Source organism: Streptomyces sp. DT190 (genome assembly GCF_049846985.1).
Lineage (GTDB): Bacteria > Actinomycetota > Actinomycetes > Streptomycetales > Streptomycetaceae > Streptomyces.
Genome location: NZ_JBNCNM010000009.1, coordinates 222,511 through 238,149 on the forward strand (window position 1 = coordinate 222,511; position 15,639 = coordinate 238,149).

The window sequence follows — 15,639 nt, forward strand, 5'->3', positions numbered from 1 at the left end:
TCGCTACCGGTCCCGCCGGTCCTCCTCGGTGCCTTCGGCCTCGATGCGCTCCTTGCGGACCTGGCCGCGGACGGTCTCCTCGTCGGTGTACTCGTCGGTCGTCATCCGCACGCGCTCCACCGGTACGGTCTCCGTCTGCGTCACGGGCCGCTCCTCGTGCAGCGTGACCTCGTGCTCGGCCTCGGTGATGTCGGGTCCGGACAGGGCGGCGTCCCGGTTGTCGTCGGTGATCGGTTCGCGTTCGACGCGGACTTCCTCCCGGCGCACCGGCACGGTCTGCTGCACGTCCTCGGTGACGACGTACTTGCGCAGCCGCGCCCGGCCCACCTCACGCCGCTCGGTGCCGACGTGCATGCGCTCCTCCGAGCGCGTCATGGCGTCGTCGCCGCCCAGGCCGGTGTCCGCGGAGGGGCGGGTGCCGGTCGTCTCGCCGGTGCCGGCCCAGCCTTCCTGGTCGTGCCGGCCGGTCTGCTGCCAGGCCGCGTCCCAGTCGATGCCGTAGTGCTCGTACAGGCGGTGCTCCTCCTGCTCGGACAGATGGCCGCCGGCGTCGATGTCGACGTTGGGGGCGTCCTTGACGCGGTTCTTGTCGTACGGCACCTCGAGATGGTCCTCGACGACCGCGGCGTCATGGATCGGTACGAAGGACTCGCTGGTGCCGAACAGGCCGGTACTGACGCTGACCCACTCCGGCTCGCCGGTGACGTCGTCGAAGAAGACGTGTCGCGCGTCCCCGATCTTGTTGCCGTCCGCGTCGTAGACGGGGTGGTCCAGCACAGTCGGTATCTGCTCACGAGTGATCATGATGGTGGGTCCCTTGCTCGTTGGCCTTTACAGCCGAGTCACCACCGTTACGGGTGCAGAAACCGCACATATGCCATTTATCGAACGAGGGCACAACGGCGAGTGGCCCGGACTCCTGAAGAGACCGGGCCACTCGCGGAAACGTCGGGATCAGACCGTCCGGAACGCCAGCACCACGTTGTGCCCGCCGAACCCGAACGAGTCGTTCAGCGCGGCGATCCGCCCGTCGACGGGGAGCTTCCGGGCCTCACCGCGGACCACGTCCGCGTTCGCCTCGGCCTCCGGGTCGAGGTTCTCCACGTTGATCGTCGGCGGGGCCACCCGGTGGTACAGGGCGAGCACGGTCGCCACCGTCTCGACGCCACCCGCGCCACCGAGCAGGTGCCCGGTCATGGACTTCGTCGCCGACACGGCGATGTGGTCGGCGTCGTCGCCGAAGACCTTCCGCAGCGCCTTCAGCTCGGCGATGTCACCGGCCGGCGTCGACGTCGCGTGCGCGTTGACGTGCACGATCTCCGCCGGGTCCAGGTCGGTGCGCTCCAGCAGGTTCTGCAGGGCGTGCGAGATGCCCCGCCCCTCCGGCTCCGGCTGCACGATGTCGTGCGCGTCGGCGGAGATGCCCTGCCCGACCGCCTCGGCGTACACCCGGGCGCCGCGCTTGGCGGCGTGCTCGGCGGACTCCAGGACGACGACACCGGCACCCTCGCCGAGGACGAAGCCGTCGCGGGCGGTGTCGTAGGGGCGCGACGCGCCCTGCGGGTCGTCGTTGTTCTTGGACATCGCCATCATGTTGCCGAACGCGGCGATGGGCAGCGGGTGGATCGCCGCCTCCGTGCCACCCGCGACGACGACGTCGGCGCGGCCGGTGCGGATCATCTCGATGGCGTAGCCGATGGCCTCGGCACCCGACGCGCAGGCCGAGACCGGCGTGTGCACGCCCGCCCGGGCCCCCACGGCCAACCCGACGTTGGCGGACGGGCTGTTGGGCATCAGCATGGGAACGGTGTGCGGGGAGACGCGGCGGACGCCCTTCTCCTTCAGCACGTCGTACTGGTCGAGCAGCGTCGTGACGCCGCCGATGCCGGAGGCGATGACCGCGCCCAGCCGGTCGGGGTCGACGCTCGGGTCCTCGCCGGCCTTGGACTCGAAGCCGGCGTCGGCCCAGGCCTCCTTGGCCGCGACCAGCGCGAACTGCGCCGAGCGGTCCAGCCGGCGGGCCTGCGGCCGGGGGATGACCTCGGTCGGTTCCACGGCGACGGGCGCCGCGATCTTGACGGCCTGGTCGGCCGCCCAGTCCTGCTCCAGGGGCTTGACGCCGGAACGTCCGGCGACCAGGCCCTCCCAGGTAGAGGCTGCGTCGCCACCCAGCGGTGTGGTTGCGCCGATACCGGTGACGACCACGGTGCGATTGGTCGAGCTCACGGGAATTCTTTCTCCAACGGATCCGAGGATTAAGCGGCGCCACCGCCGGGTGGCGGGGCAGTCAGCCCAGGGGCCTGATCGGTCGATCAGCCCTGGTGCTTGAGGATGTAGTCGGTCGCGTCGCCGACGGTCTTGAGGTTCTTGACGTCCTCGTCCGGGATCTTGACGTCGAAGCGCTCTTCGGCGGCGACGACGACCTCGACCATGGACAGCGAGTCGACGTCCAGGTCGTCGGTGAAGGACTTGTCCAGCTGGACGTCCTCAACCGGGATGCCGGCGATCTCGTTCACGATCTCGGCGAGACCGGCGACGATCTCTTCCTGAGTGGCGGCCATGTTGGCGCTCCTTCGTAGATATCCAGAGGGTGTGGCAGGTGGTTCTTCCCGTCCCGGACCGCATGATCCGGCACGGAGTGCCTAGGGGAGGGTAACGACAGTCGCGGCGTAGACGAGACCCGCCCCGAAGCCGATGACGAGCGCGGTGTCGCCGCTCTTCGCCTCGCCGGTCGCCAGGAGCCGCTCCATCGCGAGCGGGATCGAGGCGGCCGAGGTGTTGCCGGTGGTGCGGATGTCACGCGCGACCGTGACGTGCTCCGGCAGTTTGAGGGTCTTCACCATCGAGTCGATGATCCGCACGTTGGCCTGGTGCGGGATGAAGACGTCCAGGTCGTCCACGCTGATCCCGGCCGCGTCCAGCGCCTGCTGGGCGACCTTCGCCATCTCGAACACGGCCCAGCGGAACACCGCCTGGCCTTCCTGGGTGATCGCGGGGAACTTCCCGACCGTCCCGTCGCGGTAGTCCGTCCACGGCACGGTCTGCTTGATGGTGTCGGACTTGTCGCCCTCGGAGCCCCACACGGTCGGGCCGATCGCGGGCTCCCGGGACGGGCCGACCACGACCGCGCCGGCGCCGTCACCGAACAGGAAGGCCGTCGCGCGGTCCTCCAGGTCCGTCAGGTCGCTCAGCCGCTCGACGCCGATCACCAGGACGTACTCCGCCGAACCCTCGACGATCATGCCCTTGGCGAGGGTCAGCCCGTAGCCGAAGCCCGCGCAGCCCGCCGAGATGTCGAAGGCGGCGGCCTTGGCGGTGCCCAGCTTGTCGGCGATCTCGGTGGCGACGGCCGGCGTCTGCTTGAAGTGCGAGACGGTCGAGACGATGACGCCGCCGATCTGCTCCGCGGAGATGCCCGCGTCCGCGATGGCCTTGCCGGAGGCCTCCAGGGACATCGCGGCGACGGTCTCCTCGTCGGAGGCCCAGTGCCGGGTCTCGATGCCCGAGCGCGAGCGGATCCACTCGTCGGACGACTCGATCGTCTCCAGGATCACCTCGTTCGGCACGACCCGGGTCGGGCGGTAGCCGCCGACACCGAGGATGCGCGCGTACGGGGCGCCCTTGCTGGGCTTGATCTTCGCCATGCTCTCGGGCTCCTTCTCAGGCACCCGCCGCGTCAGCGGCGGGTGTCGACGTCTCGGCGATGAGCGCGCGAGCCGCGTCGAGGTCGGCGGGGGACTTCAGGGCCAGCGTCCGCACGCCCGGCAGGGCCCGCTTGGCCAGGCCGGTGAGGGTGCCGCCGGGGCACACCTCGATCAGCGCCGTGACCCCGAGCTCCTTGAAGGTCTCCATGCACAGGTCCCAGCGGACCGGGCTGGCGACCTGGCCGACCAGACGCTCCAGCACCTCGCCGCCGGCGGTGACGGCCCGGCCGTCCTTGTTGGAGACGTAGGTGAGCGCCGGGTCGCCGGTGCCCCGGGCGTCGGCGGCGGCCTTCGCCAGCGTCTCGACCGCGGGGGCCATGTGGTGCGTGTGGAACGCCCCGGCGACCTTCAGGGCGACGACCTTGCGCACGCCCTCGGGCTTGTCCGCCTCCAGCGCGGCGAGCTGCTCCTTGGTACCGGCCGCGACGATCTGGCCGGCGCCGTTGATGTTCGCCGGGGTCAGGCCCAGCTTCTCCAGGTGCGGAAGCGTCACGGCGGGGTCGCCGCCCAGCAGCGCGGCCATGCCCGTCTCGGTGACGGCGGCGGCCTCGGCCATGGCGAGACCGCGGGCGCGGACCAGACGGAGCGCCTCCTCGTGCGGGAGCACCCCGGCGAGCGAGGCGGCGGTGAACTCGCCGACGCTGTGACCGGCGATCGCGCCGACCTTCCGCGGCAGGTCGGCCGGGTCCTCGAACAGCAGGGCCGCGGACGCCAGTCCGGCCGCGACGAGCAGCGGCTGCGCCACCGCGGTGTCTCGGATCTCCTCCGCGTCGGCCTCGGTGCCGTAACGGATCAGGTCGAGTCCCGCGGCGTCGGACCATGCCTCCAGGGCACCGCGGACACCGGGGAGGTCGAGCCATTCAGTCAGGAAGCCGGGCGTCTGGGCGCCTTGGCCGGGAGCGACGAGTACGAGCACTCTCACACTCTCTCTTGGGTACGGGCACGGCCGCCCGTGGGGACAGGGACGAAGAACACGAGGGGGTTTTGTCGAGCTTCCACAAAACCTTAGGGCTGGAGATCTCCATCGACCAGACGCCCCAGGATCAGCGCGATCCGCAGCGTGAAGGCAGAGCGTACATCGGAGGGTGACCAACCGGTGACGTCAGTCACACGTCGAAGCCGGTAGCGGACGGTGTTGGGATGCACGAACAGCATCCGGGCCGCGCCTTCGAGACTGCTCGCCTGCTCCAGGTAGACGCTGAGGGTTTCCAGCAGCGCCGCCCCGGCCTCCTCCAGCGGTCTGTAGATCTCCTCCACCAGTTGCTCGCGGGCCGAGGGGTCGCCGGCGATCGCCCGCTCCGGGAGCAGGTCGTCGGCGAGGACCGGGCGCGGGGCGTCCTGCCAGGCGGAACACGCCTTCAGGCCCGCGGCGGCGGCCTGCGCGGACCGGGTCGCGGCCTGCAGGTCGGGCACCACCGGGCCCGCCACGACCGGCCCGGCCGCGAACGGGCCGATGAGCGACTTGGCCACGGCCAGCGGGTTGTCGCTGCCGCCCGCGATGACGACCAGCCGGTCGCCGAGCACCCCGGTCAGCACCTGGAGCTTGGCGTGCCGGGATGCGCGTCGTATCGCCTCGACGGTCAGCTCGCTGTCCCCGTCGGGCGCCGTGCCGAGCACCACGCACACGTGCTCGGGGGAGTTCCAGCCGAGGGCGGCGGCCCGGGACACGGCCCCCTCGTCGGCCTCGCCGCTCAGCACGGCGTTCACCACCAGGGACTCCAGCCGGGCGTCCCAGGCGCCGCGTGCCTCGGCGGCCTGGGCGTACACCTGGGCGGTGGCGAAGGCGATCTCGCGCGCGTACACGAGCAGGGCCTCGCGCAGGACGCTCTCGTCGCCGGGGGCCGCGACCTCGTCGATCGCGGACTCCATCACCTCGATGGTGGTGCGCACCATCTCCACGGTCTGGCGCAGCGTGATCGCCCGGGTCAGTTCGCGCGGCGCGGTGCCGAAGACGTCGGTGGAGATGGCCTGCGGGGCGTCCGGGCGCCGGAACCACTCGGTGAACGCGGCGATGCCCGCCTGCGCGACCAGACCGATCCAGGAACGGTTCTCCGGGGGCATGGCCCGGTACCAGGGCAGCGTCTCGTCCATCCGCGCGATGGCCTGCGCGGCGAGCGATCCGGAGGACTTCTCCAGCCGCTTCAGCGTCGCGGAGTGCGGGTGGAGGTCACGGGCTGCGGCTGGGGTCTTGCTGGTTTCGGGTTCGGGCACGGGGACAAGACTGCCTTATCCGGACGGGAGGGTGCGCCGCCGGGTCTACGGTGGTCCCCGTGATGGACATGCGGCGCGCCGGCGAGCGCTACCGGGGCGGTGACCCGGCGGCCGGCATCGAGACCCGGCACGCCTTCTCCTTCGGGTCCCACTACGACCCGGACAACCTCCGCTTCGGCGCGGTGCTCGCCTGCAACGAGGAGCGGCTGGCCCCCGGGGCCGGGTTCGACGAGCATTCCCACAGCCACACCGAGATCGTGACGTGGGTGGTGCGGGGCGAGCTGACGCACCGGGACTCCGCCGGGCACGAGTCCGTCGTCCGCCACGGCGACGTGCAGCGCCTGAGCTCGGCGGCCGGCGTGCGGCACGTGGAGCGCAACGACGGCCCCGAGCCCCTGGTCTTCCTGCAGATGTGGCTGGCCCCGCTGCAGCCCGGCGGCGAGCCCCGCTACGAGGTGGTCCGCGGCATCGCCGACGCCACGCCCTACGCCCTCCCCGAGGCCGGCGCGATGCTGCACGTACGGCGCCTGGCGGCGGGGGAGCGGACGGCGGTGCCGGACGCGGCGTACGTGTATCTGCACGTCGTCCGCGGTGAGGTACGCCTGGACGGCGAGGAGCTGGGCGCCGGCGACGCGGCCCGGATCACCGGCGCCGAGGGACTGGAGGCGGAGGCCGTGACGGCGGCCGAGTTCCTCGTCTGGGAGATGGCCCGGGACCCGCGCCCCTAGACCGTGTCCGGCCTAGACCTCCGCGAGCACGGCGTCCGTGAAGGCCGGCCATGCCTCGATCGCCCACGGCCCGAACGCCCGGTCCGTCAGCGCCACGCACGCCGCCCCCGCGTCGGGGTCGACCCACAGGAACGTCCCCGACTGCCCGAAATGCCCGAACGTGCGCGGGGAGGACGACGAGCCCGTCCAGTGCGGCGACTTGGAGTCGCGGATCTCGAAGCCGAGCCCCCAGTCGTTGGGGTTCTGGTGGCCGTACCCCGGCAGGACGCCCTTGGTACCCGGGTAGTGCACGCTCATCGCCTCGGCGACCGTACGGGGGTCCAGCAGCCGCGGCGCCTGCACCTCGGCGGCGAACCGCAGCAGGTCCTCCACCGTGGAGACCCCGTCCTTGGCCGGGGAGCCCTCCAGGGTCGTCGAGGCCATGCCCAGCGGCTCCAGCACGGCCTGCCGCAGGTACTCGGCGAACGGGATGTCGGTCGCCTTCGCGACATGGTCGCCGAGCTGCTCGAACCCGGCGTTGGAGTACAGCCGCCGCTCCCCGGGCGGGGCCGTGACCTTGTGCTCGTCGAAGGCCAGGCCCGAGGTGTGCGCGAGCAGGTGCCGGACGGTCGAGCCGGCCGGACCGGCGGGCTCGTCGAACTCGATCGCGCCCTCCTCGTAGGCGACCAGCACCGCGTACGCGGCCAGCGGCTTGGTCACCGAGGCGAGCGGGAACCGCAGCCCGGCCGGGCCGTGGGTGCCGAGGACGGTGCCGTCCGCCCGTACGACACCCGCCGCGGCGGTGGGAACCGGCCAGTTCTCGATCAGCGCGAGGCTCTTCAGCGACATGTCTGCGAGCCTAAGCGCTCACAGCGTCAGCTCCAGCAAGGGGTCGGGTTTGGGCCGGAACCCGAGGGAGACGTACAGCGGCTCGGCCTCCGCCGACGCGGTGAGCTGCACCCGCCGGACACCCCGCTCGCGGAACCACTCCAGCAGCGTCGTCATGCAGGCCCGCGCGTAGCCGCGGCGCCGGGTTCCCGGGTCGGTGGCGACACTGAAGACGAAACCCACCCTGCCGTGCGGGTCGCCCGCCCTGCCGATGCGGTAGTCGATCGTCCCCGCCACCAGCGACGCCAGCGCCCCCGGCCGCTCGGGGTGGTCCACGACGAACGCCGCGAAGTCCCCTTCCGCGTCGGCGAGTCGGGCCCGCAGCGTGGGCAGGGACTCCCCGTGCCAGCTGGCCGAGGGGCCGGTGGCGAAGAGCGAGTCGATCATGACCTGTCGCAGGCGCAGGACTTCCTCGGCGTCCCGGGGCAGGGCGCGGCGTACGGCACTCATGACCCCGTACGCTAACCAGCCGGATCCGGGGCCGTCCTGCCGATTTCTTGCCGTCGGCGCTTGCTTGGAGCGCACTCCAAGGTTCTAGCGTTGGGGGCATGACGGTGATGGAGACCACGGGGACCAGGACCGACACCTGCGGGAGCCCGCCGCAGCAGAAACGGCGCCCGGACGGCGAGGACCGCTACACGATCAGCGAGGTCGTCGCCTTCACCGGCCTGACGGCCCACACCCTGCGCTGGTACGAGCGCATCGGCCTGATGCCGCACATCGACCGCTCCCACACCGGTCAGCGCCGCTACACCAACCGCGACCTCGACTGGCTCGACCTGGTCGGCAAACTCCGCCTGACGGGCATGCCGGTCGCCGACATGGTCAGGTACGCGGAACTGGTGCGCGAGGGCGACCACACCTACGCCGAGCGCTTCGAGCTGCTGCAGACGACCCGCCAGGACGTCCTGGCGCGGATCGAGGAACTCCGCGGCACGCTCGCCGTGCTCGACCGGAAGATCAGTTTCTACGCGGACGCCGGGCGCCCCCTGGCGTCGGAGAGGTCCCGATGACGGACGGCAGGATCACGACGGTGAAGCTCGGCGACGACGGCCCCGAGGTGGGCGTCCAGGGCCTCGGCTGCATGGGCATGAGCTTCGCCTACGGCCCCTCGGACGCGGACGCCTCCCGCGCCACCCTGGAGCGGGCCCTCGAACTGGGCGTCACCCTCTACGACACGGCCGACGCGTACGGCGCCGGCGAGAACGAGCGGTTCCTGTCGCCGTTCTTCAAGGCCCACCGCGACGAGGTCGTCATCGCGACCAAGTTCGCCCTGTCCATCCCGCCGGACGACCCGACGCGCCGGATCGTCCGCAACGACCCGCCCTACATCCGCCAGGCCGTCGAGGCGAGCCTGCAGCGCCTGGACGTCGAGGCCATCGACCTCTACTACATGCACCGGCGCGATGTGAACGTGCCGATCGAGGAGAGCGTCGGCACGATGGCGGACCTGGTCCGCGAGGGCAAGGTCAAGCACCTGGGCCTGAGCGAGGTCACGGCGGACGAACTGCGCGCCGCGCACGCCGTGCACCCCATCGCCGCCGTGCAGTCGGAGTGGTCCCTGTTCAGCCGGGACATCGAGACGCACGTCGTCCCGGCGGCCCGCGAGCTGGGCGTGGCCCTGGTCCCCTACTCCCCGCTCGGCCGGGGCTTCCTGACCGGCTCGTTCGCCCGGGCGGAGGAGCTGTCGCCGGACGACTTCCGCCGTCAGCAGCCCCGCTTCACGGGCGACAACGCCACGGCCAACGCGCCCCTGCTGGAGCTGATCCGCTCGGTGGCGAAGGCCCACGACGCCTCCCTCGGCCAGATCGCCCTGGCCTGGGTCCACCAGCAGGCGACGCTCCGCGATCTCCCGGTCGTCCCGATCCCGGGCACCCGCAAGCCCGCCAGGGTCGAGGAGAACGCGGCGGCCACCGGGATCGTCCTGACGGACGAGCAGCTGGACCTGCTGGACGGCATCGCGGCCCAGGTGGCGGGCGACCGCTACGCGGACATGGCGTTCACCTCGGCGGGCCGGGAGTAGCCAAGCGCCCTGAAGGGGCGCGGGGAACTGCGCGACCGGCCACGTACGGCCCGCGCGCGCCGGCGCGCAGTACCCCGCAGACGCTAGAGCTCCGCCAGCAACTCCGCTTTCTTGACGGAGAATTCCTCATCGGTCACCAGGCCGGCCTGATGCAGCTCCCCAAGGTGCCGGATCCGCTCGGCGATGTCCGCGGGATCGCGCCGCGGCGCGGGAACGGCGGCCACCGGACTGGACGTGCGCACCGCGGCCAGCACCGCCGCGGCGAACGGCAGCGACTCGTGCACCGGCCCGTAGCCCAGTCCGAACACCACCGCGGCCGGATCCTGGTCGGCCTGCGCCGCCGGCTCCCCGGCATCCCGCCGCAGCAGCCGCAGATGCCCCTCGAAGACCTCCGGCGAGCGCCACTCCACCCCGTTGAGCTCCCCGACGGGGAAACTCTGGTCCCCGGCCTTCCACTTCGCCGACGACGCACCCGTCCAGAACCAGCGGAAGTTCACGGTCCGCCCGTCGAAGGACGCCTTGCCGTCGTACGCCTTGAACGACAACGGTCCCTTCGGCGCCTCCACGAGGAACCGGTCCGCGGGCCCGGACTCCGTCAGCAGCCCCCGCAGTTCGTCGGCGTAGTACTCCGCGAGCACCTCCCGCTCGGCGGGCAGCACCAGCCGGTAGGGGTCGCCGCTCTCCTTGAGCTGGCCGGCGGCCGCCTCCATCAACGGGTCCGCCCCGGGCCGCGGCTCGACGCGCAGCACGACCGTGCCGCGCCTGCCGCGCGTCAGCGTCACCCCGGCGATGGCGTCCAGCGGGATGCGCCGTTCCCCGAGCGCCTGAAAGAGCTTGGGTGTTCGAATCCCCCGTTCGTAACGGATGAGCACGGAGTCGGACTCGAACTCCCAGGCGGCATGAAATCCGGCCAGTACGTCACCCATGCGGCTCATCGTATGCGGCACGCGCTCCTCCGTCCCCCTGCCGAGCAGACCGCAATTCCTTCGCCTCTACGCGTGTCAGGCCGCCGCCGTGCCGGACAAACCGGTCCGGCAGACGCCGTCTTCGTGCGCGCAGTGCACCGAGCGGTATGCGCCAACGCCGATCTCTGCGAAATTGAACAGACTTGCCGTGCCCGGCTCGAAGTAGCCGGCGTGACCCTTCGCGCCCGCCGCCGACAGCACCCGCGCCCCGAACCCGGCGGACACCGGGTCCGCGCCGTGCCCCAGTCCGCCGACCTCCAGGTACGGCACGTCCTGGATCCAGTCGTCGGCGTCCCGCATCGCCCACACCCGTGCGCCGGTGCGCAGCTGGGCCGCCCGCTCGACGCGCATGCCGGGGCTGCCGGCCACCGCGATGTCGGACACCCGGCCCGGCAGGCGGTGCGCCGCGACCCCGCAGACCACCGAGCCGTAGCTGTGGCAGAACAGCGACACCGGCGCACTGCCGGGCAGCGCCCGCACCAGCGCGTCGAGCCGTACGGCGCCGTCCTCGGCGCGCATCGCGGTCGCGGAGTCGATGCCGAGTCCGCTCGGCGCCGTGTAGTCGGCCCAGGCGATCACGGCGGTGCGCGTCGAGGGGCCGGCCCGCCGCTCGGCCGCGTACAGGGCCCTGGCCATGCCGACGGGCGCCGAATAGGGGCGGTGGGTGCGCTGGAAGGTGAGCAGGTCGGTGTCGACGCCGGGCACGACGACCGACACCCGCTCCGCCGTGCGCAGGTCGCCGAAGACCTCCGCGACCCGGCCCGAGCCCTCCGGGTCGAAGGCCAGGATGCGGCGGCCCTTCTCCAGGAGGTCCTCCAAGCGGTGCAGCCTGCGCCCGGCCTCGTGCTGGCCGGCCGGGGTGAGGCGCTCGTCGTGCATGCGTTCCCGCTCGACGTCACGCGCCTCGGCCAGTGCCACGCGGTTGGCCCGGTAACGCAGCTCGACCGGGGCGCCGTTCATGTTGCCGACCGCGAGGGCGTACTTGTGGACCAGGCTCGCGCGGTCCCGCTCCCCGAGCGAGGCGAAGAAGCGGGCGAGCCGCTTCGGCTCGGACTGCGGGTCCGGCAGACGGTGACCGGCGATCCGGCCGTCCTCCCAGGCGGAGAGCGAGGCCTGCAGCGGCGAGTCGCCCCGCTGGTTGCGCAGGGCCGTCCAGCCGGTGGTCGCCAGCATCACGAAGACGACGGCCAGAGCGAGCAGTGCGCGCCAGACGTTCAGTTGCGGGGAGGTGTCGAAGGAAGTCACTGAAAGGACACACTAGGAGAACGAGAGGGTCTCGCGTTAACCAAGTGACCGGGATCACGTTTCGGTTTGTGTCCTAGGGGGACGGCTCCGCACGCCAGTTCCCGGCCAGTGCCGGCCCCACCTGGTCGAGGTAGGCCGTGGTGAGCCGGCGCAGTCCGTCCAGGGTGAGGTCGTCCCCCGCCGACCACAGCCGCTCGGTGACACGCATCACCCCGCCGAACACGGCGACGACGATTCTCGGCCGCGGGTCGGCGTCCACGTCGAGCCCTTCGCGCTCGGCGACGATGCGGGCGAGCTGCTCCTCCAGCTCCGCCGCCCGGCGCAGATGCGCGGCGAGCAGCGCGGGCGTCGACTCGATCACCCGGTAGACGCGCATGTGGAGGTCCATCGGCACGATCTCCTCCACCGCCTCGTGGATCGTGTCCCAGCTCTCCAGGACGGCCCGGCGCAGCGCCTCCAGCGGCACCTCGCCCCGCGGCCGGGCCCGCACGGCGTCCACCACGAGGGCCTCCGCGAGCCGCGGCACGAAGAACGCCGTCTCCTCCTTGCCGGCGAAGTAGCGGAAGAAGGTGCGCTGCGAGACGTCGACGGCGGCGGTGATGTCGTCGACGGTCGTCTCCTCGTACCCGCGCGTGACGAACAGCTCCAGGGCGGCCCGCAGCAGGGCGTCCCGGGTGCGCTGTTTCTTGCGTTCGCGCAGGTTCAAGGTGTGCCTTTCGTCTGAAGTGTTCGCCCAGCTCAGGCTATACGGGGATGTCGTGTCAGTTACCGACTAGTGAATTGGTTTGTCAATTGTCAGCGGCTGTCATTAGCCTCGAACGCATGACTAGTCAGACCACCATCGACACGACGGGGTCGGGGGGCGACTCGCCGGCGACGCCGTCGGACGCGACGCCGGGCAAGGGGCTGCGAGGGCACCCCTGGCTCACCCTCATAACCGTCGCAGTGGGGGTCATGATGGTGGCCCTCGACGGCACCATCGTGGCCATCGCCAACCCGGCCATCCAGAAGGACCTCGGTGCCACGTTCGCCGAAGTCCAGTGGATCACCAACGGCTACTTCCTCGCCCTCGCCGTCTCCCTGATCACCGCGGGCAAGCTCGGCGACCGCTTCGGCCACCGGCAGACCTTCCTCATCGGCGTCGTCGGCTTCGCCGCCGCCTCGGGCGCCATCGGCCTGTCCGACAGCATCGCCTTCGTCGTCGTCTTCCGCGTCCTGCAGGGCCTGTTCGGCGCGCTGCTGATGCCGGCCGCGCTCGGCCTGCTGCGCGCCACGTTCCCGGCCGAGAAGCTGAACATGGCGATCGGCATCTGGGGCATGGTCATCGGCGCCTCCACCGCCGGCGGCCCGATCCTCGGCGGTGTGCTCGTCGAGCACGTCAACTGGCAGTCGGTGTTCTTCATCAACGTGCCGGTCGGCGTCCTCGCCGTCGCGCTCGGCGTGTGGATCCTGCTGGACCACCGCGCCGAGAACGCCCCGCGCTCCTTCGACGTCCTGGGCATCGCCCTGCTGTCGACCGCCGTGTTCTGCCTGGTGTGGGCGCTCATCAAGGCCCCGCCGTCCGAGTGGGGCTGGGGCGATGCCAAGACGATCGGCTTCCTGGCCGCCTCCGTGCTGGGCTTCGGCCTCTTCGCCTTCTGGGAGACGAAGGTGAAGGAGCCGCTGATCCCGCTGGCGCTGTTCCGGTCCGTGGCGCTGTCCGCCGGTGTCGTGCTGATGGTCCTCATGGCCATCGCGTTCATGGGCGGCCTGTTCTTCGTGACGTTCTACCTGCAGAACGTGCACGGCATGAGCCCGGTCGACGCCGGTCTGCACCTGCTGCCGCTCACCGGCATGATGATCGTCGGCTCCCCGCTCGCCGGCGCCATGATCACCAAGTTCGGCCCGCGGGTCCCGCTGGCCGGCGGCATGGCGCTCACCGCGATCGCCATGTACGGCATGTCCACGCTGGAGACGGACACCGGCAGCGGCATCATGTCGCTCTGGTTCGCCCTGCTGGGCCTCGGCCTGGCCCCGGTCATGGTCGGCGCCACCGAGGTCATCGTGGGCAACGCGCCCATGGAGCTCTCGGGTGTCGCCGGTGGCCTCCAGCAGGCCGCCATGCAGATCGGCGGCAGCCTGGGCACGGCCGTGCTGGGCGCGGTGATGGCCTCCAAGGTCAACAGCGACCTCGCGGACAACTGGACGAAGGCCGGGCTGCCCCCGCTGACGCCGGAGCAGGAGCACCAGGCGTCCGAGGCGGTCCAGGTCGGCGTCCCGCCGGTGGCGCCGGGTACTCCGGACGCGATCGCCGCGAAGATCACGGGCGTCGCGCACGACACGTTCATCTCCGGCATGAGCGCCGCCTCGCTCGTCGCCGCCGGGGTCGCCGTGGTCGCCGTGTTCGTGGCGTTCCTCACCAAGCGCGGTGAGAACGCGGGCGCGGGCGCCGCGCACATCTGACGGTCCGCCCCCGGGAGTTCCTCCCGCGGGCCCGCCCCCGGGAGCCGATCCCGGGGGCGTTCGCCTATCAGGGTGAACAGGACGGCCGATCCCTCCCTTCCGGCCCCGCCCCAGGTCACAGTGGGTCAAGTCCTCCGCAGGGCACGGGGGGACGGATGCTGCGGCGCGCTGCCGGAGGGGGGCGGCGCGCAGGCAGCAGGATTGAGGACCGCTGTCGGGGTACTCGTCACCCCGTACCCGAATCGAACCCAACCGATCGAGGGTTTACGGGAGTTGACGATGGCGAGCTTCGGACACGGTACGCGCAGGCACCCCCGCTCACGTGGCCGCACGTGGTCACGGACCGGGCCGGATCGCGCGACGCTCGGAATCATCGGAGTCATCTGCGCGGTCGCCGGTTTCTTCGTGCTGGGGATCATCCTCGGCCCGGTGGCGATCGTCTGCGGCTGGCTCGCCATGGGCCGCAGCTGGGCGGGCTCCCGGCCCGTCACGGCCGTGGTCGCCCTGGTCCTGGGCGCCATCGACACGCTCCTGGCCCTCATCTGGCTGGCCGGGGCGGCGCCCGGGGGCAACGGCATGCTGTTCTGACGTGCCGTCCTCCCCGGGGACGTGAGGGAAGGGCCCGCGGCGACCGCGCCGGGGGCCCTCCTTCCTGTCATTTCACCGACGTCCCCTTCAGCGCCGCCAACTCGCCGCGCAGCGCCCGGACCTCCTCCGTCAGCTCCCGTATCGCCTCGGTCTGCCGGCGCTCCTCCACGTCGTCCTTCTCGAAGCGGGAGATGAACCAGGCGGCGATGTTCGCCGTCACCACACCCAGCAGGGCGATCCCGGACAGCATCAGCCCGACCGCGAGCATCCGCCCCAGCCCGGTGGTCGGCGCGTGGTCCCCGTAGCCCACGGTCGTCATCGTCGTGAAGGACCACCACACCGCGTCACCCAGTGTCCGGATGTTCCCGTCCGGTGAGTCCCGCTCCACGGACAGCACGGCCAGCGAGCCGAACATCAGCAGCCCGACCACCGAGCCGGCGACGTAGGTGGTGAGCCGTATCTGCGAGGCCATCCGCGCCCGCTGCCCGACCAGCAGCAGCGTCGACACCAGCCGCAGCAGCCGCATGGGCTGCAGCAGCGGCAGCAGCACGGCCGCGAGGTCGAGCCAGTGGGTGCGCACGAACAGCAGCCGCCGCTCGGCCAGGGCGAACCGGACGACGTAGTCGAGCGCGAACGCCCCCCACACCACCCACTCCACCGCCGTGCAGACCTCCACCACGTCCCGGCTCGCGTCCGGCCGGACGATCGGCACGGCGTAGGCGACGGCGAAGGCCAGCGCCAGGGCGAAGAGCGGACGCTGTGTGTGCTGTTCCCAACGCAGTTGGGCCGGCTGCTGCTGCATGGCCGCATCGTAGGAAACGTGAAGGGGTGGTGCGCCCACGGTGTACCCGTGAGCCTCACCACCC

Annotated in this window: 17 protein-coding genes; 5 read left to right on the forward strand and 12 right to left on the reverse strand. The window is 71.6% G+C overall.

Annotated elements, in window-relative coordinates:
• Positions 1-3 precede the first annotated feature (3 nt).
• From ACPXCS_RS18495 to fasR, 6 genes are all read right to left on the reverse strand, one after another.
• Positions 4-804 (reverse strand): DUF2382 domain-containing protein, encoded by an 801-nt coding sequence (locus ACPXCS_RS18495; RefSeq protein WP_425945164.1) that lies wholly within the window; start codon positions 802-804, stop codon positions 4-6.
• A 150-nt stretch (positions 805-954) separates the two neighbouring features.
• A complete protein-coding gene (fabF, locus tag ACPXCS_RS18500; RefSeq protein WP_425945165.1) occupies positions 955-2,226 on the reverse strand; it encodes a beta-ketoacyl-ACP synthase II in 1,272 nt (423 codons plus the stop codon).
• An 86-nt stretch (positions 2,227-2,312) separates the two neighbouring features.
• On the reverse strand, positions 2,313-2,561 hold the full coding sequence (locus ACPXCS_RS18505; protein WP_003989952.1) for an acyl carrier protein: 249 nt from the start codon (positions 2,559-2,561) through the stop codon (positions 2,313-2,315).
• A gap of 81 nt (positions 2,562-2,642) precedes the next feature.
• The gene (locus ACPXCS_RS18510; protein WP_425945166.1) at positions 2,643-3,644 is read right to left on the reverse strand and encodes a ketoacyl-ACP synthase III; all 1,002 of its coding nucleotides are present in this window, start codon (positions 3,642-3,644) and stop codon (positions 2,643-2,645) included.
• A 16-nt stretch (positions 3,645-3,660) separates the two neighbouring features.
• A complete protein-coding gene (locus ACPXCS_RS18515) occupies positions 3,661-4,620 on the reverse strand; it encodes an ACP S-malonyltransferase (RefSeq protein WP_425945167.1) in 960 nt (319 codons plus the stop codon).
• A gap of 89 nt (positions 4,621-4,709) precedes the next feature.
• Positions 4,710-5,915 carry a fatty acid biosynthesis transcriptional regulator FasR gene (fasR, locus tag ACPXCS_RS18520; RefSeq protein ID WP_425945168.1) on the reverse strand — a complete coding sequence of 402 codons (1,206 nt, stop codon included), beginning with the start codon at positions 5,913-5,915 and terminating at the stop codon, positions 4,710-4,712.
• Positions 5,916-5,977: 62 nt separating this feature from the next.
• Here fasR and ACPXCS_RS18525 point away from each other — a divergent pair, with 62 nt between their 5' ends.
• Positions 5,978-6,643 (forward strand): pirin family protein, encoded by a 666-nt coding sequence (locus ACPXCS_RS18525; protein ID WP_425945388.1) that lies wholly within the window; start codon positions 5,978-5,980, stop codon positions 6,641-6,643.
• A 12-nt stretch (positions 6,644-6,655) separates the two neighbouring features.
• On the opposite strand, the gene ACPXCS_RS18530 is transcribed toward ACPXCS_RS18525, so the two are convergent.
• Together ACPXCS_RS18530 and ACPXCS_RS18535 are read right to left on the reverse strand one after the other, a co-directional pair.
• A complete protein-coding gene (locus ACPXCS_RS18530; RefSeq protein WP_425945169.1) occupies positions 6,656-7,471 on the reverse strand; it encodes a serine hydrolase domain-containing protein in 816 nt (271 codons plus the stop codon).
• Between the two features lie 18 nt (positions 7,472-7,489).
• Positions 7,490-7,960: a GNAT family N-acetyltransferase gene (locus tag ACPXCS_RS18535; RefSeq protein WP_425945170.1), complete on the reverse strand. Its 471-nt coding sequence runs from the start codon at positions 7,958-7,960 to the stop codon at positions 7,490-7,492.
• A 98-nt stretch (positions 7,961-8,058) separates the two neighbouring features.
• Between ACPXCS_RS18535 and ACPXCS_RS18540 the strand changes: the two genes are divergently transcribed.
• On the forward strand, positions 8,059-8,523 hold the full coding sequence (locus ACPXCS_RS18540; RefSeq protein ID WP_425945171.1) for a MerR family transcriptional regulator: 465 nt from the start codon (positions 8,059-8,061) through the stop codon (positions 8,521-8,523).
• Positions 8,520-9,533 (forward strand): aldo/keto reductase, encoded by a 1,014-nt coding sequence (locus ACPXCS_RS18545; RefSeq protein ID WP_425945172.1) that lies wholly within the window; start codon positions 8,520-8,522, stop codon positions 9,531-9,533. Before ACPXCS_RS18540 ends, ACPXCS_RS18545 begins: the two co-directional genes overlap by 4 nt.
• Before the next feature lie 83 nt (positions 9,534-9,616).
• Here the strand turns inward: ACPXCS_RS18545 and ACPXCS_RS18550 are convergent, their stop codons facing one another.
• From ACPXCS_RS18550 to ACPXCS_RS18560, 3 genes are all read right to left on the reverse strand, one after another.
• Positions 9,617-10,468 carry a DUF4429 domain-containing protein gene (locus ACPXCS_RS18550; protein WP_425945389.1) on the reverse strand — a complete coding sequence of 284 codons (852 nt, stop codon included), beginning with the start codon at positions 10,466-10,468 and terminating at the stop codon, positions 9,617-9,619.
• 66 nt (positions 10,469-10,534) lie between these two features.
• On the reverse strand, positions 10,535-11,743 hold the full coding sequence (locus tag ACPXCS_RS18555; protein WP_425945173.1) for an alpha/beta hydrolase: 1,209 nt from the start codon (positions 11,741-11,743) through the stop codon (positions 10,535-10,537).
• A gap of 73 nt (positions 11,744-11,816) precedes the next feature.
• Positions 11,817-12,449, reverse strand: coding sequence for a TetR family transcriptional regulator (locus tag ACPXCS_RS18560; protein WP_425945175.1), 633 nt, complete (start codon positions 12,447-12,449; stop codon positions 11,817-11,819).
• Positions 12,450-12,565: 116 nt separating this feature from the next.
• Between ACPXCS_RS18560 and ACPXCS_RS18565 the strand changes: the two genes are divergently transcribed.
• Positions 12,566-14,185, forward strand: coding sequence for an MFS transporter (locus ACPXCS_RS18565; protein WP_425945176.1), 1,620 nt, complete (start codon positions 12,566-12,568; stop codon positions 14,183-14,185).
• A 279-nt stretch (positions 14,186-14,464) separates the two neighbouring features.
• A complete protein-coding gene (locus tag ACPXCS_RS18570) occupies positions 14,465-14,773 on the forward strand; it encodes a small hydrophobic protein (protein WP_425945177.1) in 309 nt (102 codons plus the stop codon).
• A gap of 67 nt (positions 14,774-14,840) precedes the next feature.
• On the opposite strand, the gene ACPXCS_RS18575 is transcribed toward ACPXCS_RS18570, so the two are convergent.
• Positions 14,841-15,575 (reverse strand): potassium channel family protein, encoded by a 735-nt coding sequence (locus ACPXCS_RS18575; protein ID WP_425945178.1) that lies wholly within the window; start codon positions 15,573-15,575, stop codon positions 14,841-14,843.
• Positions 15,576-15,639 lie beyond the last annotated feature (64 nt).

Bases quoted from the DNA above. Each gene is read 5' to 3' on its own strand.
- ACPXCS_RS18495 (WP_425945164.1), bottom strand. From the start codon at position 804: ATGATCACTCGTGAGCAGATACCGACTGTGCTGGACCACCCCGTCTAC.
- ACPXCS_RS18505 (WP_003989952.1), bottom strand. From the start codon at position 2,561: ATGGCCGCCACTCAGGAAGAGATCGTCGCCGGTCTCGCCGAGATCGTG.
- ACPXCS_RS18510 (WP_425945166.1), bottom strand. From the start codon at position 3,644: ATGGCGAAGATCAAGCCCAGCAAGGGCGCCCCGTACGCGCGCATCCTC.
- ACPXCS_RS18525 (WP_425945388.1), top strand. From the start codon at position 5,978: ATGGACATGCGGCGCGCCGGCGAGCGCTACCGGGGCGGTGACCCGGCG.
- ACPXCS_RS18530 (WP_425945169.1), bottom strand. From the start codon at position 7,471: ATGTCGCTGAAGAGCCTCGCGCTGATCGAGAACTGGCCGGTTCCCACC.
- ACPXCS_RS18535 (WP_425945170.1), bottom strand. From the start codon at position 7,960: ATGAGTGCCGTACGCCGCGCCCTGCCCCGGGACGCCGAGGAAGTCCTG.
- ACPXCS_RS18540 (WP_425945171.1), top strand. From the start codon at position 8,059: ATGACGGTGATGGAGACCACGGGGACCAGGACCGACACCTGCGGGAGC.
- ACPXCS_RS18545 (WP_425945172.1), top strand. From the start codon at position 8,520: ATGACGGACGGCAGGATCACGACGGTGAAGCTCGGCGACGACGGCCCC.
- ACPXCS_RS18550 (WP_425945389.1), bottom strand. From the start codon at position 10,468: ATGAGCCGCATGGGTGACGTACTGGCCGGATTTCATGCCGCCTGGGAG.
- ACPXCS_RS18565 (WP_425945176.1), top strand. From the start codon at position 12,566: ATGACTAGTCAGACCACCATCGACACGACGGGGTCGGGGGGCGACTCG.
- ACPXCS_RS18570 (WP_425945177.1), top strand. From the start codon at position 14,465: ATGGCGAGCTTCGGACACGGTACGCGCAGGCACCCCCGCTCACGTGGC.
- ACPXCS_RS18575 (WP_425945178.1), bottom strand. From the start codon at position 15,575: ATGCAGCAGCAGCCGGCCCAACTGCGTTGGGAACAGCACACACAGCGT.